Source organism: Pseudomonas sp. URIL14HWK12:I12 (assembly GCF_003097135.1).
Taxonomy (GTDB): Bacteria; Pseudomonadota; Gammaproteobacteria; order Pseudomonadales; family Pseudomonadaceae; genus Aquipseudomonas.
In genome coordinates this window covers 1-21,693 of sequence record NZ_QEQL01000003.1, presented here as the reverse complement: position 1 = coordinate 21,693, position 21,693 = coordinate 1, and the positions used below count along the sequence as shown (strand labels likewise).

At 61.7% G+C, this 21,693-nt stretch carries 19 protein-coding genes; 14 read left to right on the top strand and 5 right to left on the bottom strand.

All coding sequences use genetic code 11. The features are described 5' to 3' along the window. The first annotated feature begins 30 nt into the window (after window positions 1-30). From F474_RS10250 to F474_RS10235, 5 genes are all read left to right on the top strand, one after another. Complete coding sequence (locus F474_RS10250) at window positions 31-1,383, top strand: TolC family outer membrane protein (protein ID WP_097089681.1); 1,353 nt, start codon at window positions 31-33, stop codon at window positions 1,381-1,383. Window positions 1,384-1,435: 52 nt separating this feature from the next. Beyond that, window positions 1,436-3,589 (top strand): type I secretion system permease/ATPase, encoded by a 2,154-nt coding sequence (locus tag F474_RS10245; protein ID WP_097089719.1) that lies wholly within the window; start codon window positions 1,436-1,438, stop codon window positions 3,587-3,589. After that, window positions 3,579-4,943, top strand: coding sequence for an HlyD family type I secretion periplasmic adaptor subunit (locus tag F474_RS10240; protein WP_097089684.1), 1,365 nt, complete (start codon window positions 3,579-3,581; stop codon window positions 4,941-4,943). The genes F474_RS10245 and F474_RS10240 overlap by 11 nt, the downstream gene beginning before the upstream one ends. 89 nt (window positions 4,944-5,032) lie before the next feature. After that, window positions 5,033-5,281 carry a hypothetical protein gene (locus F474_RS22545; protein WP_125483376.1) on the top strand — a complete coding sequence of 83 codons (249 nt, stop codon included), beginning with the start codon at window positions 5,033-5,035 and terminating at the stop codon, window positions 5,279-5,281. 38 nt (window positions 5,282-5,319) lie between these two features. After that, the gene (locus tag F474_RS10235) at window positions 5,320-5,976 is read left to right on the top strand and encodes a peroxiredoxin-like family protein (protein ID WP_097089687.1); all 657 of its coding nucleotides are present in this window, start codon (window positions 5,320-5,322) and stop codon (window positions 5,974-5,976) included. Between the two features lie 37 nt (window positions 5,977-6,013). Here the strand turns inward: F474_RS10235 and F474_RS10230 are convergent, their stop codons facing one another. The 3 genes from F474_RS10230 to F474_RS10220 form a co-directional block, all read right to left on the bottom strand. Next, window positions 6,014-6,901: a LysR family transcriptional regulator gene (locus F474_RS10230; RefSeq protein ID WP_097089689.1), complete on the bottom strand. Its 888-nt coding sequence runs from the start codon at window positions 6,899-6,901 to the stop codon at window positions 6,014-6,016. A gap of 109 nt (window positions 6,902-7,010) precedes the next feature. Then, window positions 7,011-7,733 carry an SDR family oxidoreductase gene (locus tag F474_RS10225; RefSeq protein WP_097089692.1) on the bottom strand — a complete coding sequence of 241 codons (723 nt, stop codon included), beginning with the start codon at window positions 7,731-7,733 and terminating at the stop codon, window positions 7,011-7,013. A 58-nt stretch (window positions 7,734-7,791) separates the two neighbouring features. After that, window positions 7,792-8,346, bottom strand: coding sequence for a carboxymuconolactone decarboxylase family protein (locus tag F474_RS10220; protein WP_097089695.1), 555 nt, complete (start codon window positions 8,344-8,346; stop codon window positions 7,792-7,794). A gap of 494 nt (window positions 8,347-8,840) precedes the next feature. Here F474_RS10220 and F474_RS10215 point away from each other — a divergent pair, with 494 nt between their 5' ends. From F474_RS10215 to F474_RS10195, 5 genes are read left to right on the top strand one after another with little or no spacing between them, the layout of a single operon-like run. After that, the gene (locus F474_RS10215; RefSeq protein ID WP_097089697.1) at window positions 8,841-9,296 is read left to right on the top strand and encodes a MarR family winged helix-turn-helix transcriptional regulator; all 456 of its coding nucleotides are present in this window, start codon (window positions 8,841-8,843) and stop codon (window positions 9,294-9,296) included. After that, complete coding sequence (locus F474_RS10210; RefSeq protein ID WP_097089721.1) at window positions 9,293-11,389, top strand: FUSC family protein; 2,097 nt, start codon at window positions 9,293-9,295, stop codon at window positions 11,387-11,389. The genes F474_RS10215 and F474_RS10210 overlap by 4 nt, the downstream gene beginning before the upstream one ends. Further along, the gene (locus F474_RS10205) at window positions 11,386-11,595 is read left to right on the top strand and encodes a DUF1656 domain-containing protein (protein ID WP_097089700.1); all 210 of its coding nucleotides are present in this window, start codon (window positions 11,386-11,388) and stop codon (window positions 11,593-11,595) included. Before F474_RS10210 ends, F474_RS10205 begins: the two co-directional genes overlap by 4 nt. Beyond that, entirely contained in the window at window positions 11,592-12,476 is an 885-nt protein-coding gene (locus F474_RS10200; protein WP_097089702.1) for an HlyD family secretion protein, read from the top strand. The genes F474_RS10205 and F474_RS10200 overlap by 4 nt, the downstream gene beginning before the upstream one ends. Then, window positions 12,473-13,930: an efflux transporter outer membrane subunit gene (locus tag F474_RS10195; RefSeq protein WP_097089704.1), complete on the top strand. Its 1,458-nt coding sequence runs from the start codon at window positions 12,473-12,475 to the stop codon at window positions 13,928-13,930. The genes F474_RS10200 and F474_RS10195 overlap by 4 nt, the downstream gene beginning before the upstream one ends. Here the strand turns inward: F474_RS10195 and lapD are convergent. Both lapD and lapG read right to left on the bottom strand, forming a co-directional pair. Continuing rightward, a complete protein-coding gene (gene lapD, locus F474_RS10190; protein ID WP_097089706.1) occupies window positions 13,891-15,837 on the bottom strand; it encodes a cyclic di-GMP receptor LapD in 1,947 nt (648 codons plus the stop codon). The genes F474_RS10195 and lapD overlap by 40 nt on opposite strands. A gap of 11 nt (window positions 15,838-15,848) precedes the next feature. Beyond that, window positions 15,849-16,577 carry a cysteine protease LapG gene (lapG, locus tag F474_RS10185; RefSeq protein WP_097089707.1) on the bottom strand — a complete coding sequence of 243 codons (729 nt, stop codon included), beginning with the start codon at window positions 16,575-16,577 and terminating at the stop codon, window positions 15,849-15,851. 284 nt (window positions 16,578-16,861) lie between these two features. Between lapG and F474_RS10180 the strand changes: the two genes are divergently transcribed. The 4 genes from F474_RS10180 (at window position 16,862) to F474_RS10165 (ending at window position 21,578) form a co-directional block, all read left to right on the top strand. Further along, on the top strand, window positions 16,862-17,563 hold the full coding sequence (locus F474_RS10180) for a GntR family transcriptional regulator (protein WP_097089710.1): 702 nt from the start codon (window positions 16,862-16,864) through the stop codon (window positions 17,561-17,563). A gap of 73 nt (window positions 17,564-17,636) precedes the next feature. Then, the gene (locus tag F474_RS10175; RefSeq protein ID WP_097089712.1) at window positions 17,637-18,128 is read left to right on the top strand and encodes a sigma-70 family RNA polymerase sigma factor; all 492 of its coding nucleotides are present in this window, start codon (window positions 17,637-17,639) and stop codon (window positions 18,126-18,128) included. Further along, window positions 18,118-19,026 carry a DUF4880 domain-containing protein gene (locus tag F474_RS10170; protein WP_165830300.1) on the top strand — a complete coding sequence of 303 codons (909 nt, stop codon included), beginning with the start codon at window positions 18,118-18,120 and terminating at the stop codon, window positions 19,024-19,026. The genes F474_RS10175 and F474_RS10170 overlap by 11 nt, the downstream gene beginning before the upstream one ends. 77 nt (window positions 19,027-19,103) lie before the next feature. Beyond that, window positions 19,104-21,578 carry a TonB-dependent siderophore receptor gene (locus tag F474_RS10165; protein WP_097089716.1) on the top strand — a complete coding sequence of 825 codons (2,475 nt, stop codon included), beginning with the start codon at window positions 19,104-19,106 and terminating at the stop codon, window positions 21,576-21,578. Window positions 21,579-21,693: the final 115 nt, after the last annotated feature.

The window sequence follows — 21,693 nt, the reverse complement described above, 5'->3', positions numbered from 1 at the left end:
ACACAGCAAACGACTTCGGAACCCAACACCATGCGCGCGCCATTTTTTGCAGCCCTTCCACTGACCCTCGCCGCCGTCGCTCAAGCACAAACCCTGCCAGAAGCCATGCAGCACGCCCTCGAGGTGCACCCCGAAGTTCAGGCTGGTGTGAATGCGCGCATGTCTGCCGACTACGCCGTGAAATCCGCCCAAGGCGGCTACCTGCCGCGCGTCGACGTATTGGCGGGCTATGGCCGGGAAGGTACCGACAGCCCAACTACCCGTGCAGCCAGCGGAGACGACCGCTACACCACACTTAACCGCGGTGAAGCCAGTGTTCGTCTACAACAGATGATATTTGACGGCTTTGCGACGCAGAACGAAGTTGCGCGTCAACAATCCACCGCCAATTCTCGTGCTTATTCTCTTTTGGGTACGTCCGAAAGTACGGCCCTGAAAGTTGCACAGGCGTACCTGGATGTTTTGGCCCGTCGTGAATATGTCCGCCTGGCTGACGAAAACTTGAAGAACCACCGCCGGATTCTCGATCAGATTCAGTTGCGCACTTCCCGAGGTATCGGCCGTAACGCCGACCTCGACCAGGCAGAGGCCCGCGTGGCGCAAGCCGAAAACAACCTGCTGACCGAGCAGACCAACCTCAACGACGCCAACACCACCTACTACAGCGTGGTCGGCATGGCCCCAGACGAGCTGGTTGCCCCCGCACCGGGCGGCATTGCCTTGTTCCCGGCCAGCCTCGACGAGGCGCGTGCCCAGATGGTTGCCAGCAGCCCCGTGCTCCGCTCGGCGGAGGCCGATATCGCAGCTACCGAAAAGCAGTACACCGCAGCCAAATCGACTTACTATCCGCGCTTCGATGCAGAACTTGCGAAAAACGCCGATAACAACGTCAGCGGTGAAGAAGGCCACTACAATGGCTGGTCGGCGATGGTGCGCATGCAGTTCAACCTGTATGCCGGCGGCAGCAATTCCGCCGACCTGCAATCGAAGGCCTACCAGAGCAGCCAGGCACTGGATATTCGCAACAATGCCCTGCGCCAGTTGAACGAAGAGCTGGGGCTGGCCTGGAGCGCGTATGACAATGCCAAGCGCCAGCGGCCCATCGCCGAGCAGTACGTGACCCGCAGCGAGCGCGTGCGCACCGCATACCAGTCGCAGTTCAGCCTGGGCGAGCGTACGCTGCTCGACCTGCTCGACAGCGAGAACGAAAGCTTCACTGCGCGCCGCCGTTTGGAAGAAGTGAAATACCTGGAGCGATTCAGCCAATACCGCATTCAAGCGGCCATGGGTGAGTTGCTCAAAAGCCAGGGGGTCGTCGCGCCCTTGGCAACGGTTGTGCAACATGACATCAAGCCGGAGGTCAAACTCCCCGGCATGAACTGACCCCTGTCGGTTCAGCCCATCAACCCGTTTAGGCAGTTAGAGAGTGCGCAGCGTGGAATCTGAAACCGGTGGTGTTCAACTTATTCATGATCCCAGGAGCCTGCACGACGATCCCCTGCTCGACGGGTTGTTAGCACTTTGCTACCTGCACCAGAAACCCGCCAGCCGGGCCATGCTCACCACCGGCTTGCCGTTGCCCGGGCAGCGGCTCTCGCCAGAGCTGCTAAGCCGCGCCGCCGCCCGCGCCGGTTTGCAGGGGCGGCTGTTGGTGCGCAAGCTCGAAGCCATTCCGCGAATCGCCCTGCCCGCGCTGTTGATGCTCAAGGACGGGCGCTGTGCGGTGCTGATCGGATGGGAGGGTGACGACGCCCGCCTTTTGCTCGGCGAAAGCGACGGCGGTGAGGTGCGCGTTACGCGCGAAATGCTGCTGGAGGACTACACCGGCAAGGTGTTCTTCGCCCAGCCACAACACAAATTCGATATCCAGCGCGGCGCGCTGGTGCCCCGGGCAAAGTCCTGGTTCAAGGACACCCTCAAAAAGTCGCGATGGCTGTACATGGATGCCGTGGCAGCGAGCCTGGTGATCAACCTGATCGCCATGGCCGCGCCCCTGTTCACTATGAACGTCTATGACCGCGTAGTGCCGAACCAGGCCACCGAGACCCTTTGGGTGCTGGCCATCGGCATCTGCGGCGCCTATGTCTTCGACCTGCTGCTCAAGGGCTTGCGCAGCCTGTGCCTGGACCTTGCCGGCAAGAAGACCGACCTGATCATCTCTGCCACGCTGTTCGAGCGCGTGGTGGGTATGGCCTTCAAGGTGCGCCCGGCGCGCGTGGGCAGCTATGCGCAGAACATCCACGAGTTCCAGGGCCTGCGGGATTTTCTCACCTCGCTGACCCTTACCACGCTGATCGACTTGCCGTTCACTCTGCTGATCATGTTGGTGATCGGCCTGCTCGGTGGCTGGCTGGTGATGATTCCGCTGGTGGCCTTTCCGCTGGTGCTGACGATCGTGCACCTGCTGCAGCGCCCGCTCACCGCAACGCTGGAACGCACCATGGCGCTGAGCGCCGAGCGGCAGTCGACCATGATCGAAACCCTCAACGGGCTCGATGGCATCAAGGTCAACAACGCCGAGAGTGAGCGCCAGTACATCTGGGAGCAAACGCTGGGCACGCTGAGCCGCCTGGAACTTCGGGTGAAGGTGCTTTCGAGCCTGTCGATGAACCTCACCGCGTTCGTTCAGGCGCTGGCCGGCGTGACCATGATCATCGGTGGCGTTTACCTCATCATCGCCGGCGACTTGAGCATGGGCGGCCTGATCGCCTGTTACATGCTCAACCAGCGTGCGATGGCGCCGCTGAGCGCGCTGTCCGGCCTGATCACGCGCTGGCAGCAGACCAAGGTGACCATGGGTTCGGTCAACCAGATGATGGAGCTGCCACAGGAGCGCAACTTCGAGGAGCGCCCCATGACCCGCCCGGTGCTGCAAGGCAGCATCGAGTTTCGCAATATCGACTTCACCTACCCAGGCCAGCAACATCAGGCGCTACGCGGGCTGAGCCTGAACATCCGCCCGGGTGAAAAGATCGGCATCATAGGCCGCAGCGGCTCGGGCAAGAGCTCGCTGGCCAAGCTGATCGTTGGCCTGTTCGAGGCCGAAAAAGGCGAGCTGCTGGTCGACGGCGTGGACATTCGCCAGATCGACGTGAGCGAGCTGCGCCACAACATCGGCTATGTGCCGCAGGACATCCAGCTGCTGGCGGGCACCCTGCGCGACAACTTGGTCAGCGGCGCACGCTACGTCGAAGACGAGATGGTGCTGCAGGCCTCGGAGCTGGCCGGGGTGCACGAATTCGCACGGCTGCACCCGCAGGGTTATGAATTGCAAGTCGGCGAACGGGGCCAGAACCTCTCCGGCGGCCAGCGGCAGGTCGTTGCCCTGGCGCGCGCACTGTTGCTCAACCCTCCGATTCTGTTGCTGGACGAACCCACCAGCGCGATGGATAACACCGGTGAAGAGCGCCTCAAGCAGCGCCTGCAATCGGTGATCGAGCACAAGACCTTGGTACTGGTCACTCACAGGGCGTCGTTGCTTTCGCTGGTCGACCGCCTGATCGTCATCGACCGTGGCCAGATCGTGGCCGATGGTCCGAAAGCCGCGGTGATGGAAGCGCTGCGCAAGGGGCAAGTCAATGTCGCTTAACATGCTCAAAAGCGGAATCGGCGCTTACTTCAAAGGCCGTGACTCCCTCGACGGCCAGCCGCTGCCGGAAGTGAAGAAAGCCCTGATCGACGATGCCCCACGCATCGCCAGGCTAACCATCTGGGGGGTGATCGCGTTCTTTCTGTTTCTGCTGGTGTGGGCCCACCTGGCGGTGATCGACGAGGTGACCAAGGGCGAAGGCAAGGCGATCCCTTCGTCGAAGATCCAGAAGATCCAGAACCTCGAAGGCGGCATCGTCGCGCAGATCTACGTGCACGAAGGCCAGATCGTCGAAGCCGGGGCACCGCTGATTCGCCTGGACGACACCCGTTTCGCTTCAAACGTCGGCGAGACTGAAGCCGACCGCGTGGCCATGGAACTGCGGGTAGCACGCTTGCAGGCCGAGATCGAAGACAAGCCGTTGGTGATCGACCCGGACATCCTCAAGCGCGTGCCGCGCCAGGCCAACGATGAATTGGCGCTGTACCAGAGCCGTAAGCAGCAGCTGGCCGATGAGGTCGGCGGCCTGCAAGCCCAGCTGGTGCAGAAGCAACAGGAGCTGCGCGAGTTCGGCTCCAAGGCCGACCAGTACCGTAACAGCCTGGCCCTGCTGCAAAAGGAAATCAGCATGTCGGAGCCGCTGGTGGCCCAGGGTGCGGTGTCGCCGGTGGACATCCTGCGCCTCAAGCGCAGTGAAGTGGAAACCCGTGGCCAGCTGTCCTCTACCACCCTGGCGATGCCCCGCGCCCAGGCGGCGATCAATGAGGTGCAGCGCAAGATCGAGGAAACCAAAGGCAAGTTCCGCAGCGACTCGTTGACTCAGCTCAACGAGGCCCGCGCCAACCTGGCCAAGTACACCGCCACTGCCAAGGGCCTGGAGGATCGAGTCAACCGCACCATGGTCAATGCCCCCGTACGCGGGGTCATCAAGCAGGTAATGGTCAATACGGTGGGCGGGGTGATCCAGCCCGGCAGCGACATCGTCGAGATCGTGCCGCTGGATGACACTCTGGTGGTCGAAGCCAAGATCCGCCCGCAGGACATCGCATTCCTGCACCCCGGCCAGAAAGCGATGATCAAGTTCACCGCTTATGACTACACCATTTACGGCGGCCTTGAAGGCAAGCTGGAACAGATCGGTGCCGATACCATCACCGATGAAGACAAGAAGCAGACCTACTACTTGATTCGCTTGCGCACCGACAAGAACCACCTGGGCACCGATGCCAAACCGTTGGTGATCATTCCCGGCATGGTCGCCTCGGTAGACATCATCACCGGCCACAAGAGCATCCTGAACTACCTGCTCAAGCCCATCATTCGTGCTCGCGCCGAGGCGCTGCATGAGCGGTAGGCTGCATGCCTCAAGTCTCTAGCTTCAGGCTTCAGGTAGGCGCAGGCCCGCGCTGACTTGCAGCTTGGGGCTAGGGGCCTGCAGCTCACGTGCTGATCACAGCAGAACGCGTGTTTGATGCCACCGGCGGCAAGCGCCACCCGGATTGGTGCATCTTCCGGGACTGCAACGCGCTATACGCCGACCAGGTGCTTGCGGGGCCGGCGGTGGTGGTTCTTGGTCGGGCTGCTCCCGGCTTGAATAAACATCTACCTCGAAAAGTATCGTTCCAAGGCATTCCTGCCAGGCATATTTCCTATGCTGGTCAGCTGTCTATTGGTGGAATTTCGATACCGTGATCATGAGCCTCGACCTAGCAATCACCGAGGAAACACTCATGACCCTTCAAGCCAAACTGGATGCATTCAAGGCTGACTTCGTTGCCGGTAAGCCTCCCTATAATGCCCCTGCGCCGGTACATGCCCTCATGCAGCGCGCCACCGCCGAGCTGATCGCCAGCGGCCAGGCTGAGCGGGCGCTGAAGGCTGGTGAGTTGGCGCCAGTGTTCGCCCTGCCTGATGCCGAGGGAAATCGGGTGTCTTCGACAGAGTTGCTTTCACGCGGCCCGCTGGTTGTCAGCTTCTATCGCGGTGTGTGGTGCCCGTACTGCAACATGGAGTTGCAAGCCCTGGACCAAGCACTGCCGGCCTTTCAGGAACGCGGTGCCAGCCTGGTCGCGATTTCGCCGCAAAGCCGGGCCAACAGCCGCAAGTCGCGGCGGCAAAATGGCCTGAAGTTTCCCATCCTCAGTGACAGCGGTAACGAAGTGGCGGCCGCATTCGGCCTGCGCTTCAAACTGCCAGGCTATCTGGCTGAACTCTATCTCAGCCTTGGCAACAACCTGCCGGTCATCAATGGTGACCAGAGTTGGACTTTACCGATGCCGGGCCGTTTCGTCATCGGGCAAGACGGCGTCATTCGGTATGCGGAGGTCAATCCCGACTACACGCTGCGCCCGGAACCCACCGAGTTGCTGCCTGCGTTGCGCAGTTGATGCAGAACTTCTCAAGGCCGCCTTCGGGCGGACTTGCTTATTGGGGGCTCATCAACCGCTCGACGAAGTCAACAAATGCCCGCGCCTTGGCGCTCGCCAGGCGTCCCGTAGGAAATACCGCCCAGAGATCCAAAGGAGGGAGTTGCCAATCCTCAAGCAGTTGCACCACTTCGCCATTGGCGATTTCACCTGCGAACATCCACTGGGAAGTCAACGCCACACCCAGATGCCCCAGCACCGCTGCCCGCACGCCTTCCGCGGCGCTGACCCGCACCCGCCCGCTGACCGTGACCGACTGTACCGTACTGCCTTGTTTGAAGGCCCAATGCTCACCTGCGCCTGCCTGGGAATAAATAACGGCTTGGTGCTGCGCCAGTTCAGTTGGGGTGGAGGGCACGCCATACATGTTCACGTAGGCAGGCGTGGCCAGCACCCAACGCTGACATTCACCGATCTTGCGGGCAACCAGATTGGAGTCGGCCAGAGCGCCCATGCGCAAAGCGACATCGATGCCTTCCTCGACGAGATTGACAGTGCGATCATCCAGAACGATATCGATACTCAGCTCTGGGTGCGCTTGAAGAAATGTCCCCAGGTGCGGCAGAACATGTAAACGCGCGAAGGTCACTGCTGCACAGACCCGCAAGGTGCCCTGCAGGCCACTACCCGCCCCGCGCGCGGCGAGGTCGGCTTCGTGGGCCTCCTCGATTGCACGTTTGGCACGCTCGTAGTAGGCCGTACCGGCCTCGGTCGGTGTGAGCCCACGAGTAGAGCGCAACAACAGTCGCACGCCTAGGCGTTGTTCCAGTTGTGCAATGGTTTTCGACACGGCGGGCTGGCCCAATTTGAGACGTCGCGCTGCCGCTGAGAACGACCCCGCTTCAAGCACGCTGACGAAGGTTTCCATTGCAGCCAATCGATCCATCGTTGTTCCACCTGCAACAGTTAAAAGAGCGTGGCAAAAAGCGAGCGAAGCGGGTGCTTGGCTCGCAGCGGACGGGCTATCTCAACACGGTGTGTACACAGCAAAACGCCTAGAACGCAGCCTTGCCGATTGAAGCACCGCCATCGACGAATAATGTCTGGCCAGTAATGAAACCGCTACTTTCGGACAGCAGGAACGTGATGGCTGCGGCGATCTCTTCTGGCTGGCCCAAACGGCCGATAGGTACGCCAGAAAGGTAACGGGCTTCTGCCTCGCTGCCCGGGGGGTTGTTCGCGCGAAACAGTTCTGTTTCGGTCGGCCCGGGAGCAACGGCATTGACGGTGATGCCGGTTGTGGCCAGCTCCAGTGCCCACGACCGAGTAAAACTGATAAGCGCAGCCTTGGCGGCGGCATAGGCCGTGCGGTGAGTAATGCCAAGCACAGTCAAGCTGGAGATGTTGACGATTCGCCCCCACTGCCGCTCGCGCATCCCCGGTAAAACGGCTTGAGTAGCCAGAATCGCTGAATGCAGATTCACGCGCATTACAGCATCGAAATCGTCCAGGTCCACAGAGCCCAGCAACTGCGGGTGAACCAGCCCGACGTTATTTACCAGGCCGTCGAATGCGTATTGCTGGGTAAGCGTGGCCAGGGCTTGCTCGGTCGCAGCGCGATTGCCCAAATCGACCGAGATCAACGCCCCAGGAAAATCGATGTTCTTTACTTGTCGGGCAATGCCCACAACGCGGTGGCCTGCGTCCGCGAGCGTCTGAGCTAGCGCAAGGCCAATGCCTTTACTTGCGCCGGTAATCAAAAAAGTTCGCGTATTCATGAGTGCTCCTGGTACCCGCCCATGGGAGGGCGAGTCGAGTAAGGGATGAGCGCGGTTTTTAGACCGGTTTAGTCCATTCATTGCCTTTCATGAACGGGTCGAGCTGAGTGTGTACCAAATGATTGGTGTAGTTGCTCATGACCTTGGTGGCGACACCTAATACCACTTCCAGCACGTTGCGATGAGTGAAGCCGGCAGCAAGTAATGCTTCGACCCCCGAACCATTGACGAAGCCGCGATCACGTACGACCGCCGTGGTGAACACGTGCAGTGCTTCCAGGCGGGCATCCGGAATAACACTGCCGGCACGCAACGCTGCAATCACCTCAGGCGCCATTCCGGCCATTTTTGCCAGAGTGGTATGCCCGGCCATGCAGTAGTGACACCCGTTTTCGAAGTTGGCGGTGAGGTACACAACCTGCTGTTCGTGCGGGGTGAGAGTGCTCTTGCCAAACAGATCCCAGAGTTGGCTGTAACCGGCCAGCAGCTCGGGCGACTCAGCCATATGGCCTTGCAGGTTAGGTACGAAGCTGAAGGCTTTCTGTACCGCTTCGAGTACCGGCTTGGACGCGGGAGGCGCGGTGTCGATGGTGTGACGAGTGAACGTGGTCATCGCAGTTTCCTTGAGAGGGGCAGCAAAAGTGCTGGCGCTATCTTGTTGTTCTCGGCAGAGCTGCGGAACGCGGGGAGTGGGCATATGACTCATGCTCCGTAGGAATAAAGCCGATGTCGGAGCCAACAGATGCGCGCGCGGCTTCCGGTGGGTAATGGCCACGGCTGGGTCGTATCTTGGGGTTATCTGACCAGTGCCGAAGGGCCCCGAGGGATCGACTGCTGCGGCAAAGCGCACGTTATGCAAGGTGAGTTCGCAAGCCGCTTACCTAAGAAAGCCTGGGCCCTCGGTGCGCAAGCTCATAGATCGGCGCATCGCGCTGCACAGCTGGCCCCTACGAGGGCTCAACAGCGCCCTCAGCGCCCGAGGTGCAGGTCGAAACGGCTACGCGCTCGCCCTGCGTGATTCAGACGGACAGATAAGCGGCGGTTGACGCTTAAAAAGGTTGGGAGGATATTAATAGTTAGCAAACTATGAATATGCCCGATCTCTCGATGACCCTCGAAAAACTTCAGCAAACCGTCACCAGCGGCACCGTAACGGCCAGCCGGCACTGGCGGCGCATCTGCCAGACCGTGCTGGCCAACTACGGCATCACCGAAGCCTGCGCTGTGCCCTTGCTGGTGATCCTGCGCCTGGGCGACGGCGTTCGCCAGGTAACAGTGGCTCATGCGTCGGGGATGGAAAGCCCATCGCTGGTCAGGTTACTCGACCAGCTCTGTGCCCAAGGCTACGTGCTGCGTACCGAAGACCCGGCCGACCGACGCGCCAAGGCGCTGAGCCTGACCAACGAAGGCCGCCGCCTGGCCGAGGCGATCGAGGGCGAGCTGGCGCGATTGCGCAAGGAGATTTTCAAGCACCTCGACCCCGCTGATCTCGAGGCCGCCCAGCGGGTGCTGCAGGCCTTCGAAGACGCTGCCACACAAGGGCCCAGCACATGGGCCGGATGAAGCGCTTTTTCAGTGATGTGCCGCCTGCACAGGATTGGTGGTATGGCGTGCGCACCTTCGCCGCCTCCATGCTTGCACTGTGGATCGCCCTGAAGCTGGAAATGCCACGCCCGTATTGGGCGATGGCCTCGGTGTACATCGTCTCGAGCCCCTTCGTGGGCCCGACCAGCTCCAAGGCCGTGTACCGGCTGGTAGGCACGTTTGTCGGCGCCAGCGCGGCGGTGTTGTTCGTGCCCCTGTTCGTGCAGACGCCCTACCTGCTGGCCACGGTGATCGCGCTGTGGACCGGTACCTTGCTGTACCTCTCGATGCACCTGCGCACCGCCAATTTCTACGCCCTGATGCTGGCCGGCTATACCCTGCCGCTGATCGCCTTGCCGGTGGTGGACAACCCTTCGGCGGTGTTCGATGTGGCCTCTTCGCGCACCCAGGAGATCTTCATCGGAATCCTGTGCGCAGCTGTTGTCGGGGCGATCTTTTGGCCGCGACGCCTGGTGACCGCCGTGGGCGGTGCGCACGATAAGTGGTTCAACGAAGCCAGCAGCTATGCTCTGCGCTACCTCACCCGCAGCGTCAGCGGCGACGAAGTCGGGCCACTGCGCGCCTCGATGGTGGTGAACTTCAACGCGCTGGAACAGATGATCGGCCAGCTGCCTCACGAAGGCGCCACCCCTCATCACATGCGCAACACCCGCGAGCTGCGCGGGCGAATGATCCACTTGCTGCCGGTGATCGATGCCCTGGACGACGCGCTGGTGGCGCTGGAGCGGCGCACCCCTGAACTGGTGGCCCGCTTTGAGCCTTTGCTCGAACACACCCGGCAGTGGCTCACCGGCACCTTCGAGGGCGCCAACCCAGGCCCCTGGCAGGACCTGCACGCCCACATCGAGCGGCTGCGCCCTGCCCCCGGCGAGCTGGATGACCGCCGCGAATTGCTGTTCGCCAACGCGCTGTATCGCCTCGGCGAGCTGGCCGACCTGTGGCAGGACATGCGCGTGCTGCATGAGTTGATCGGCCGGCAGAGCCGCGCCAACTGGCGAGCCGTGTACCGCCACTGGCGCCTGGGGCGGCTGCGCCCGACCTTTGACCGCGGCATGATGCTCTACTCTTCGCTCACTTCGGTAACCGCGATCATCGCCGCGTCGGCGATCTGGATCGAAATGGGCTGGGCCGACGGCGGCAGTGCGGTGATCCTGGCGGCAGTGTCGTGCAGCTTCTTCGCGGCCATGGACGATCCGGCACCGCAGATCTACCGTTTTTTCTTCTGGACATCCGTTTCGGTCGTTCTTTCGAGCCTCTACCTGTTCGTGGTGCTGCCAAACCTGCACGATTTTCCAATGCTGGTGCTGGCCTTTGCGATTCCGTTCATCCCCATCGGTGCGCTCACCGTACAGCCGCGCTTTTACCTGGGCACCCTGTTGACGCTGGTGAACACCTCGACCTTCATTAGCATCCAGGGCGAGTACGACGCCAACTTCATGAACTTCGTGAACTCGAACATCGCCGGCCCTGTGGGGTTGCTGTTTGCGTTCTGCTGGACGCTGATCGTGCGCCCGTTCGGCACCGAGCTTGCGGCGCGGCGCCTCACCCGCTTGAGTTGGCGCGAAATCGTTGAGCTGGGAGAGGCCGGTACCCTCAATGAGCATCGAGCCAAGGCTGTGCGCATGCTTGACCGGCTGATGCAGCTGCTGCCACGCCTGGCCAACACTGGGCAGGACACCGGCGCGGCACTGCGTGATGTTCGGGTAGCGTTGAATCTGCTGGACATCCTGGCCTATGCCCCGCGGATCAACGGAACCCCACGCGCACTGCTGGCGCAGGTGGTGGTCGAAGTTACCCGCTACTTCGCCGCCTGCCTGAAGGCTGGCGAGCGCCTGGCAGCTCCGATGAATAGCCTGATGACCATGGACCGCGCCCGCCGCGCCCTGAACCTGGCCGCTTGCCAGGCCGAGGGGGCCGAGGAAGCCCGCGAGCAACTGCTGTTGTCACTCAGCGGGCTGCGCCTGGCGCTGCTACCGGGCGTGGAGGTGCTGCACGAGCCGGACGAATATCACCAACTGCCGCCGCAAGGCCTGGACGGAGCCCCGCTGTGATCGGTGAATTGGATATCGGCGGGATCTTCCTGCCTACCCTGCTGGGCATCATGGCATTGGCCTACGGGCTGTTCCTGGTGGTTCACGCCTTGCTCAACCGCGTGCATTTCTATCGCCTGGTGTGGCACCGGGCGCTGTTCAACGTGGCCCTTTACACCGTGCTGCTGGGCGCGGTCGACCTAATCTGCCGAAACCTGATGACATGAAAAAACCTCTACTGACCTTTGGCCGCCTGGTCGTAACTTTGATCGTGGTGGCACTCGCCTGCGTCGTGATCTGGCGCATGGTGCTCTACTACATGTTCGAACCCTGGACCCGCGACGGCCATATCCGTGCTGATGTCGTGCAGATTGCGCCGGATGTGTCCGGCCTGATCCAGCAGGTGAAAGTCACCGACAACCAGCCGGTCAAGCGGGGCGACGTGCTGTTCACCATCGACCAGGATCGCTTCAAGCTGGCGCTGCGCCAAGCGCAGGCGGCCCTGGCGGATCGCCGGGAAACCCTCGCCCAGGCCCAGCGTGAGCTCAAGCGCAACCAGGGGCTGGGCAACCTGGTTGCCCGCGAGCAGCTCGAAGAAAGCCAGTCGAAAGTGGCCCGCGCCCTCGCCGCCCAGAACGCTGAACAGGTGGCGGTGGACGCTGCCCAGCTGAACCTGGACCGTTCGGTGATCACCAGCCCAGTCAACGGTTTCATCAACGACCGCGCCCCGCGTGATCGGGAGTTCGCAAGCGCCGGCAAACCTCTGCTCTCGGTCGTGGACAGCGACTCATACCACATCGATGGTTATTTCGAGGAAACCAAGCTGGGCCACATTCATGTGGGGCAAGCGGTGGATATCCGTGTGATGGGCGACGACACTCGCTTGAGCGGCCATGTGGTGAGCATCTCGGCAGGCATCGAGGACCGCGACCGCAGCAGCGGCTCAAACCTGCTGCCCAACGTCAACCCGGCCTTCAGCTGGGTGCGCCTGGCCCAGCGCATACCCGTGCGCATCGCTTTCGACCACGTGCCGGAGGGCTTTCGCCTGATCGCCGGGCGCACCGCGACCGTGTCGGTGCTGCCCGATGCACAAGGAGAGGCCAAATGAGCAAACCCCTGACCTCGCTGGCCGCCAGCCTTGCGCTGGTGCTGGGCGGTTGCCAGGTGATGGGGCCGGACTACCACTTGCCGCAACAGGCAGCGATCAACCGCCCGGACCTGCAAGGCCCGTTGGCTGGCCAATCGCAGGAGGTGGTCTCCGAGCCGGTGCCTGCCGACTGGTGGAGGCTTTACAACGACCCGCAGCTCAATGGCCTGGTCGAACAGGCGCTTGCCGCCAATACCGACCTTAGAGTGGCGGCCGCCAACCTGGCTCGGGCACAGAACCAATTGGAAATCGCCCAAAGCCAGGGTGGGTTCAGCACCAGCGTCAGTGGTGAGGCGCAGCGCTTGCAGGAGTCGGGGCAGGCTTTTCTGCTGACCGAAAAGGTACCCGTGGCCAATATCGCTGCGCTGTCGATCAAGACCTCCTATCAGTTCGACATGTGGGGCGTGTTCCAGCGTGGCGCGGAGGCCGCCAATGCCAACGCCGATGCCGCGCAGGCAGCCGCCGACACGGCGCGCATCAGCGTGGTGGCCAGTGTCGTACGGGCCTATACCCAAGTGTGTGCCGCTAACGAGGAGCGCGCTATCGCCCTGCGCTCACTGGATTTGCAGCAACAGGGTGTGCAACTGGCACAGCGCCTGCGTGACGCGGGCAGGGGCGATGAGACGCAGGTGACCCGGACGCAAACGCAGTTCAAGTCATTGCGTGCGGAGCTGCCTAAGTTCGAGGCCGAACGCCAGGGCGGGCTGTACCAGCTGGCAATGCTGCTGGCGCGGCCAGTCGGCCAGTTGCCGGCCGGCACCGACCATTGCGCCGAGTTGCCGCATATCGCCCAGGCGCTGCCGGTCGGCGACGGTGCTGCGTTGCTCAAGCGCCGCCCCGATGTGCGCCAGGCCGAGCGCAAGCTGGCTGCAGCGACTGCCCAGATCGGCGTTGCGACCGGCCAGCTCTATCCCGACATCAGCTTTGGCGCGACCGTGGGCACGGTGGGGATCGCCGAAGACTTGGGTGACCCCTCGACCAACCGCTGGGGGTTCGGTCCGCTGATCAACTGGACTGTTCCTACCAATGGCGCCCGCGCCCGAGTGCGCGCCGCCGAGGCCGATACACAGGCGGCGCTGGCCCGTTTCGATGGTGTGGTGCTCAACGCCGTGCGAGAAACCCAGACCACGCTGGCAAACTACACCGCTGCCCTTGAGCGCCGAGACGCGTTGCAAGATGCCGAGCGCTCGGCGCACGATGCGGCCGAGCAGACCCACAGGTTCTATATGGCAGGGCGCCAGTCATTCCTGGAAGACCTGCAAGCTACCCGCACTTATACCGACGTGCGCGGGCAGCTGGCCGTGGCCAATACCCAAGTCGCTTTGCAGCAGGTGAACCTGTTTCTGGCGCTCGGTGGCGGCTGGCAGCCGCCCGATCAGGCCCAGGGCGCGGGCTCACCCACCAGCCGGCCCTGAACGCCCTCGATACCCATCTCGGCGATGACCTGCAGCTCTCCTTCAGTTTCGACCCGCTCGGCGACGACGGGCAGGTCGATGCTGTGGGCGGCACGCTGAATCGCCTCGATGAACAGGCGTTTGTGGCTTTCGCTGTCGATGGCGCGAATATAGCTGCCGTCGATCTTCAAGTAGGCCAGGCCCAAGTGCGCCAGGTTGCCGATCATGCTGAACCGGCCGCCGAAATGCTGCAGCGCCAGGCCGTAGCCAAGGCTGTGCAGGCGGCGAGTCAGGTTGTCCAGTACCGATTGCTGAGGCACATGCTCCTCGGCCAGTTCGAACACCAGCCGTGGGCCCAGCGCAGGGTGCTGGCCCAGTAGCTCGAACAGCCGAGCCAAGCCCTGCGAGCTGCCCAGCATCGGCGCGGAGAGGTTCAGCGCGTAGTGCCCTGGGTGCTGGCCCATGTGCTGCAGCACCAGCTTGACCATCAAATGGTCCAGGCGCTCGGCCCAGCCGAAGCGCTCGACCCATGGCAGGAAGCGGCCGGCAACGATGGGGCTGCCGTCGCTGCCGAGCAGGCGCGAGAGCACTTTGTAATGCATGACCTGCTGGCGGTCCTCACTGCTGACCACCGGTTGGAAGTACAGCTGGAACTGGCCGTTTTCCAGCGCTTGGTCCAGTAGCCGGTGCCAACTGTGGTGATCTTCGGCCACAGCGGTGCGCACCTGCCGCTCCAGGCACACCCAAGGCGTTCCGCCTGCGCTTTCGGCCTGCGCCAAGGCTTCGTCGGCCAGCTTGAGCAAATCTTGCGGAGCGTCGCCTGCGGCATACGAGGCCAGGCCGATATGCGCAACTGGGGTCACGTCGCTGGCGCCGGTTTCGTTGAGGCTTTGTAGCGAAGCTTCCATGGCGATGGCCAAGGCCTGGGCCTGGTCGGCATGTAGGCCCGGGGCAAGTACAGCGAACTCGCCGCCTCGGCTACGGCTGATCAGGTTGGTGGTTTCAGGGTGGCGCTCACACAGGCGCACCAGGGTTTGGGCCACGGCCTTGAGCAACTGGTCGGCCTTTGCCCCTCCCAAGCGCTGGTTCAAGCCGATCAGGTCATTGACCCGCAACAATAGCAAGTAGCCTGGGCGGTTCTCTTCGAGTTGGCTGACGCGGGCTTGCAACTGCATGTCGAAATAGCGGCGGTTGGCCAGGCCGGTCAGGGCATCCTGATACGACTCGATGCGCAGCTTCTCACTGCGCTCGGCTTGTTCCACGAACAGCGCCTTGAGTTTCTCGACCATCTGGTTCATCGCCAGCACCACACGGCGTAGCTCTGGCGTACGCGGCAACTGGGGCAGGGTCATGAACTCCCGCCGGGCAATAGCGTGGGACTGCTCGACCATGTAGTCCAGCGGCCGCAGTTGCCGGCGCAGCAGCAGCGCGCCCAGCACACCGCTGATCAGCCCGCAGAGCAGCAGCCAGCCAAGGCTGCCCAATGCGCTCTGCCACAGCTTGGCGATGGCGAACATCGGGTGGCTGACCACTTCCACCCGTGCCGCTTGCTGCCAGCCGCGGTTGACCAGCGCGTCGCCTCCCGCGGCATCCAGGCCGATCAAGCGGATAAACCAGCGCGGCACGCCATTGGGGTCAGGCTCGGCTTCACGCTCGACCATCACCTTGTTGTTGGCCAAGTCGACCACCTTGATGCTGGCGTAGTAGCCACTGTCGAAGATGGAGCTGACCAGCAGCTCGACCATCGCGGGGTCGTCGATGTTGGGCGTGAGCGACAGGGCGAGCGCTGTGGCGGCATCCTGTGCATGCGAGCGCAGCTGGTTGACATACTGGCTGCGCGAGCTCTCGAGGCTGACCATGAAGCTGCCGGTGAAGGCAACGGCCAGGAACAGGCATATGGCGATCAGCAATTGCTTGAACAGAGACATCGACGCTCCAGTTACTGTTCGACCGGCGTGGGAAAACCCTCGGCGGTCATTTTTTGAATGACATCTTGCCAGCGGGACAGCCGCTTGGCATCTCCCACCCGTTTGTTCGAACCGCTGCCAGCCAACCAATAGCCCTCGCCGTTGAAGGAGTACACCGGCAGCAGGTCAGTGCGCTCGGTGGCAGGCTGAATCGGGTCTTGCAGGCTGTCGAGCACCAACGGCACAGCCTCCGGCGTTGGGTAGTAGGTCAGCACCATGTGCGCGCGGTTCTGCCGCAACGCCTTGACGTAGGTGATGCGCAGTTTGTCGGAGGCAACGCCTAGGTGCCTGAGGCTGAAGTATTTGGCGATGGCGTAGTCTTCACAGTCGCCTGCACCCTTCCACAAGGCCTCGATCGGGGTTTCCCAATAGTCGACCTGGCCCCAGAGGTCGATGTCTTCCACGTAGCGCATTTGCCGGTTGAAAAACAGGTTCACCGCCGTAAGCTTTTCCATCTCGCCGCTCTGGCGCTGCGCCAACAGCAGTTTCTGCCAGGCATCGATGCGCTGCTTACCAGCGCCCAGTGGGCCGTATAGCGCTTCGGCCTTACGGCTGATGGTGTTGAAGTCCCAGTCGGCTTGCAGGCCGGCCAGCATCCCGGCACTGAGCCAGAACGCCAGTAACCCGTGGCCCAGCCTGCGGATAAGCGTCGTACGTTTTGCCAAGGCGCTTGCCCTGCCCAGCACTGGAAAGGAGCGCATGGTGCGTGTACATTCAGCAAAAAACAATGGCACGATGCAATCACTTTCTGTCAAATAATTCACATACGATGAATGGGACTTCGAAGTCCTTGCCCAAGTTATTGAACCTTGGGTGTAATTACCCATTCGCCCGTCGCAAGTCTTGTAATTCTGCCCGCTGGCATCAGGATGGCACTACAGCGGTAATACCCTTGCTGCATAGAAGGGTTTCGGCAAGTGCAACTGAGGGATAAGCCCCCTTGTCGAAAACAACCGCGTTCGCCAACCCAAGAGGGTGAAAACACGTGCCCAAGAAGAAAAGCCCGGTTCGCGCAGTGTTGGAAGCTGAGCAGCTTCAACCACACCTGGCTCGAGCCATCATCGAAGAACGGATCCGCCTTGCCATCCTTGATGGTAGCCTGCCTACCGGCACAGCGGTGCGCCAGCAAGAGCTGGCTAACCTGTATGGCGTGAGCCGTATGCCGGTCCGCGAAGCCCTGCGCCAGCTAGAGGCCCAGGGGCTGCTTACCGTGGTGCACCACAAGGGCGCAGTGGTCGCGGAATTGATCAACGATACCGTCAGTGAAGCGTACGATCTTCGTTTGCTGCTGGAGCGAGAAGCCCTGCGCTTGTCAGTGCCACTGCTCGACGAAACGGACCTTGCGACCGCGCAGCAAGCCATCGACCAGCTGGAGGTCGAGCAGGACTACAGTGTGATGGCGCAGCTGAACCGGGACTTTCATATGGCGCTCTATGGCAAGGCGAGCAATCGCCGGCTACTGCGCTTGATCGACCAGGGCCTGGAAGAAGAGGAACGCTTCCTGCGCTTCAATATGCTTGAGATGGGGCTGGCCGATCTTATCCACCAGGATCATCGGGACCAGCTCGAAGCGGCAAGGGCACGCGACACCGAGCGGTGTGTGGCGCTATTGGAGGTCCACCTGCAGCGTGCGATCGATGCGATCAATCGCTACCTTGACGACAAGGCCGACGCAGCCGGCGCCTGAACAGGGCCGTGCTTGCAAATCCATAGCACGCCAGTGACAATGAGACTAATTATCATTTGTTACCGGTGCGCTCGTGTACTCTTGTGTCCAGACGCTCTATCACCACCACCATGGCTGGCTCTATACCTGGCTGCGTAGCCGGTTGGGCAATGCGGCCGATGCCGCTGACTTGGCTCAGGACACGTTCCTGCGGGTGCTGCAAAAGCCGGTGCCACCGCAACTGCTGGCCCCAAGGCCGTTCCTGCGCACGATCGCGCGCGGCCTGGTAATCGATCATTGGCGCCGCGAAGAGCTCCGCAAAGCCTGGCTCGAAACCCTCTCGAACCTTCCCCAGGGCGAGGCACCGAACGCCGAAGTTCAAGCGCTGGCGTTGGAGCTGCTCGATCAAGTGGCGCAGATGCTCGATGGCCTCAAAACCAAAGCCCGCGAGGCGTTTCTTCTGGCCCAATGCGAGGGGTGGGCCCACGCCGATATTGCCCGGCACCTGGGTGTTTCCGTGCGCACGGTTGAGCGCTACCTGGCGGATGCCTTGTTTCGTTGCTACCAACTTCGCTATGACGCCTGAACCGGACACCGTACGCCAAGCCGCTCAGTGGTGGGTGCGGCTGCGTGAAAACCAGCACGACCCGAAGCTGTCACAGGCCTGCCAGCGCTGGTGCGAGGCTGCACCCACTCATCAATTGGCCTGGGAAAGGGTAAACCAGCTGAGCGCCGACCTAGGCCAGAGCCTGCGGCGCACGCCCGGCGCGCGCCAAGCCTTGGAAGCGACTGAGCAGCGGCTCAGTCGCCGCCGTGCACTTCAGTTGCTAGTTGGCAGCATGGGCACCGCCAGCGCCGGGTGGTGGGCAGCCGATCAGGCAGGATGGGGGCCGTGGGCCGCTGACTTCGCGACCACCACCGGCCAACAACAGCGTTTCGCGCTGCCCAACGGTGCACGCCTGACCCTGAATACTCATAGCGCGGTAGACAGGCTGCGCGATGACGAATTGCGACTGAGCAGAGGCGAGCTGCTGCTCGAAAGCAAGCAGCCGATGCGGGTGCTCAGTGGCGAGCAGTGGATAACCCTGAAGTCGGCTCAAGTCACGGTGCGCCAGGAGCCGCGCTATCTGCAGTTGGCGGTTATCAAGGGTGAGGCTTGGCTGGGCCGTTTGCATGTGGGCCCCGGCCAGGTGGCCAGAGCCAGCGCAGAGCATACGGGCCTGGTCGCACCGCTGTTCGACCCTGCTGGGTGGGTTGACGGCCTGATCGTTACCCGGGGCATGCCGCTGGGGGCCTTTCTGGATGAGGTGGCGCGCTATCGGAGCGGGGTTGTCCGCTACGCCAAGGGGGTAGCTCAGTTGCAGGTCTCCGGCGTCTACAAACTGGCCGATACCGACCGGTTACTTGAGTTACTCACCCAGTCTCTTCCCGTACGGATAGGCGGGCTCACTCGCTGGTGGGTCAGTGTCGAAGCCGCAAGCTGATTTTTTTGTCGGGTTTTGTGAATTCGTTCGGCTTTGTCCTAGAGCGCTTCATGACATTCATTCAAGGACCTGGCCCGATGCTCACTCATGCGACACCTTGTTTTCCACTTCACCCCTTCAAGCGTGCGATTCAGGCGGCTGTGCTAGGCACCGCCGTTTCGGTAGTGCCTCTGCACCTCGCTCAGGCGGCATCTATCAGCGAGCAGCAGGCCGTGCAGCCCTTCGACATCCCGACCGGCCCCTTGGACCAGGCGTTGAATCAGTTCGCCCGGCAGGCGGGTATCAACCTCGCCTCAACACCTGCGCTGACCCAAGGCAGGCAGAGCACGGGGCTGCGCGGCCAATTCACAGTGAGCCAGGGGCTGGATCGATTGCTTCAAGGCAGCGGCCTCTATGCGCAGGCTCAAGGCGGGGATGCCTATGTGCTTGAACCGATGCCCGATACCACCGCCATCAGCTTGCCTGGCACCGATATCACCGCATTCAGCCTAGGCAACGCGCTGGGCCAGGTCGACGGTTACAACGCAACTCATAGCCAAGTCGCCACCAAAACGAGTAAGGCGCTGGCCGAAACCTCCCAAAGCGTTTCGGTAGTCACCCGGCAGCAGATCGACGATCAAGGCTCGCAGACCGTGGCTCAGGCAATGCGCTACACCCCTGGCGTATTGACCAACCCCTACGGCGCTACCCATCGCTATGACTACGTTGCGATGCGGGGTTTCAATGACGGGGCGGTGGATAACATCTACGTCGATGGGCTGAAGTCCATGGGCGACAGCGGCACTTACAGCACCATGCAGGTCGACCCCTATTTTCTGGAACGGATCGACATTCTCAAGGGGCCGTCTTCGGTGCTCTACGGGCGAAGCTCGCCGGGCGGCCTGGTCGCCCTTACGACCAAGAAGCCGCTGTTCGAGGACTACCATCAGGTGCAGTTGACCACCGGGACACAAGGCACGCGCAGCGTAGGCCTGGACTTGAGCGGGCCGCTCGACGACGACAAACGCATTGCTTACCGCCTGACCGGGCTCGCTCACCGATCAGACACGCAGTTCGACCATGCCGAAGAGAAACGCTACGCGTTGGTACCTTCGCTAGCCATCAACTTCACTGACGACACCTCATTGACCTTGCAGGCCTACCTGCAACACGACCCAGAAGGTGGCTATCACGGCGGCCTGCCTGCCGACGGTGCGCTGCATCCTCATAATGGCCAGCGCATTTCCGAGCATTTTTTCGAAGGTGAGCCGGGGCTTGATCGCTATGAGCGTGATCAACAATCTTTCGGCTACCAATTCGAGCACCGTTTCAACGACACCTTCACGGCACGACAAAACTTTCGGTATCTGGATTCACGGGTAAAACTGGACCAGACCTATGCCTACGGGTGGACCTCTGCGACCAGCAACGAGTTGAACCGGTACTACAGTGGCGCCGACGAAACACTGCACTCATGGATCATCGACAACATGATGCAGGCTGAGTACGACACAGGGCCTGTCGCACATACCACGCTACTGGGTGTGGACTATCAACGGCGCAAAACGGTTGTAGATTGGGCCACCGGCAGCCTGGCGCCCATTGACGCTTTCGATCCTCAGTACGGTAACAGCGCGGTCACCTATGGCAGCCCCACCAGCTACCTGCGGCGCCTTCAGCAAACAGGGGTGTACCTGCAAGACCTGGCCGACCTCGGTAATTGGCGGTTCTCCCTGGGGGTACGCCAGGACTGGATGAAAACCTCGGATGAAAACCGCATCGCGGAAACAGGTAGGCCGGCAGGAACCCGCATTGGAGACGACCGCACCAAGCTGACCACGCGGGCCGGTGTGCTCTATCTATTCGATAATGGCGTGGCGCCTTATGTGAGCTACTCCGAGTCGTTCAACCCCAACTCCTATGCCGACGCCGCAGGCAACCCGTTGGCACCTACTGAAGGTACTCAGTGGGAGGCGGGCCTGAAATATCAACCGCCGGGCACCAGTGATCTCTTCACCGCGTCGTTCTTTCACGTGGTTCAGGAAAACCTGGCCTCCAAGCTGCCTCAGGAGAATTTCTACCGGCCTATTGGCCAGGTACGTTCCCAAGGTATCGAACTGGAAGGGCATGCTCAGATCACCGATGCATTGAAAGTTGTAGGCAGCTACACCTTTACCGATATCCAGTATGCCAAGCGCATGATCAGTACAGTGGACGGTGTGACGGACAACAAGGGCAACTCGCCCACGCAGGCACCGCGACACATGGCATCGCTGTGGGCGGATTACGCCTTTCAGGGGGGGCCGCTGGCGGGCTTGAGCCTTGGCGCTGGAGTACGCTATGTAGGTTCAAGTTGGGTAGACGCCGAGAACACGCTCAAGGTGCCGGCTTATACGCTATACGACGCGTCCATTGGCTACGATCTGGGGCGTGCCGGGCTCAAAGGCATGGAGGTAAGGCTCAATGCCAACAACCTCACCAACGAGCGATACATCGCCACCTGCGCCAGCCTGAACTATTGCTATATGGGCGAGGCACGTAACGCCACCGTAACCCTTAGCTATCAGTTCTAAGCATCACTGAAATGACAAAGCCCCGAGCGTGAATGCGCTCGGGGCTTTGTTGGGTTTGAATCTTGACGATGACCTACTCTCACATGGGGAAACCCCACACTACCATCGGCGATGC

Bases quoted from the DNA above. Each gene is read 5' to 3' on its own strand.
- F474_RS10230 (WP_097089689.1), bottom strand. From the start codon at position 6,901: ATGGATCGATTGGCTGCAATGGAAACCTTCGTCAGCGTGCTTGAAGCG.
- F474_RS10250 (WP_097089681.1), top strand. From the start codon at position 31: ATGCGCGCGCCATTTTTTGCAGCCCTTCCACTGACCCTCGCCGCCGTC.
- F474_RS10225 (WP_097089692.1), bottom strand. From the start codon at position 7,733: ATGAATACGCGAACTTTTTTGATTACCGGCGCAAGTAAAGGCATTGGC.
- lapG (WP_097089707.1), bottom strand. From the start codon at position 16,577: ATGCGCTCCTTTCCAGTGCTGGGCAGGGCAAGCGCCTTGGCAAAACGT.
- F474_RS10170 (WP_165830300.1), top strand. From the start codon at position 18,118: ATGACGCCTGAACCGGACACCGTACGCCAAGCCGCTCAGTGGTGGGTG.
- F474_RS10235 (WP_097089687.1), top strand. From the start codon at position 5,320: ATGACCCTTCAAGCCAAACTGGATGCATTCAAGGCTGACTTCGTTGCC.
- F474_RS10200 (WP_097089702.1), top strand. From the start codon at position 11,592: ATGAAAAAACCTCTACTGACCTTTGGCCGCCTGGTCGTAACTTTGATC.
- F474_RS10220 (WP_097089695.1), bottom strand. From the start codon at position 8,346: ATGACCACGTTCACTCGTCACACCATCGACACCGCGCCTCCCGCGTCC.
- lapD (WP_097089706.1), bottom strand. From the start codon at position 15,837: ATGTCTCTGTTCAAGCAATTGCTGATCGCCATATGCCTGTTCCTGGCC.
- F474_RS10195 (WP_097089704.1), top strand. From the start codon at position 12,473: ATGAGCAAACCCCTGACCTCGCTGGCCGCCAGCCTTGCGCTGGTGCTG.
- F474_RS10165 (WP_097089716.1), top strand. From the start codon at position 19,104: ATGCTCACTCATGCGACACCTTGTTTTCCACTTCACCCCTTCAAGCGT.
- F474_RS10240 (WP_097089684.1), top strand. From the start codon at position 3,579: ATGTCGCTTAACATGCTCAAAAGCGGAATCGGCGCTTACTTCAAAGGC.
- F474_RS10210 (WP_097089721.1), top strand. From the start codon at position 9,293: ATGAAGCGCTTTTTCAGTGATGTGCCGCCTGCACAGGATTGGTGGTAT.
- F474_RS10215 (WP_097089697.1), top strand. From the start codon at position 8,841: ATGACCCTCGAAAAACTTCAGCAAACCGTCACCAGCGGCACCGTAACG.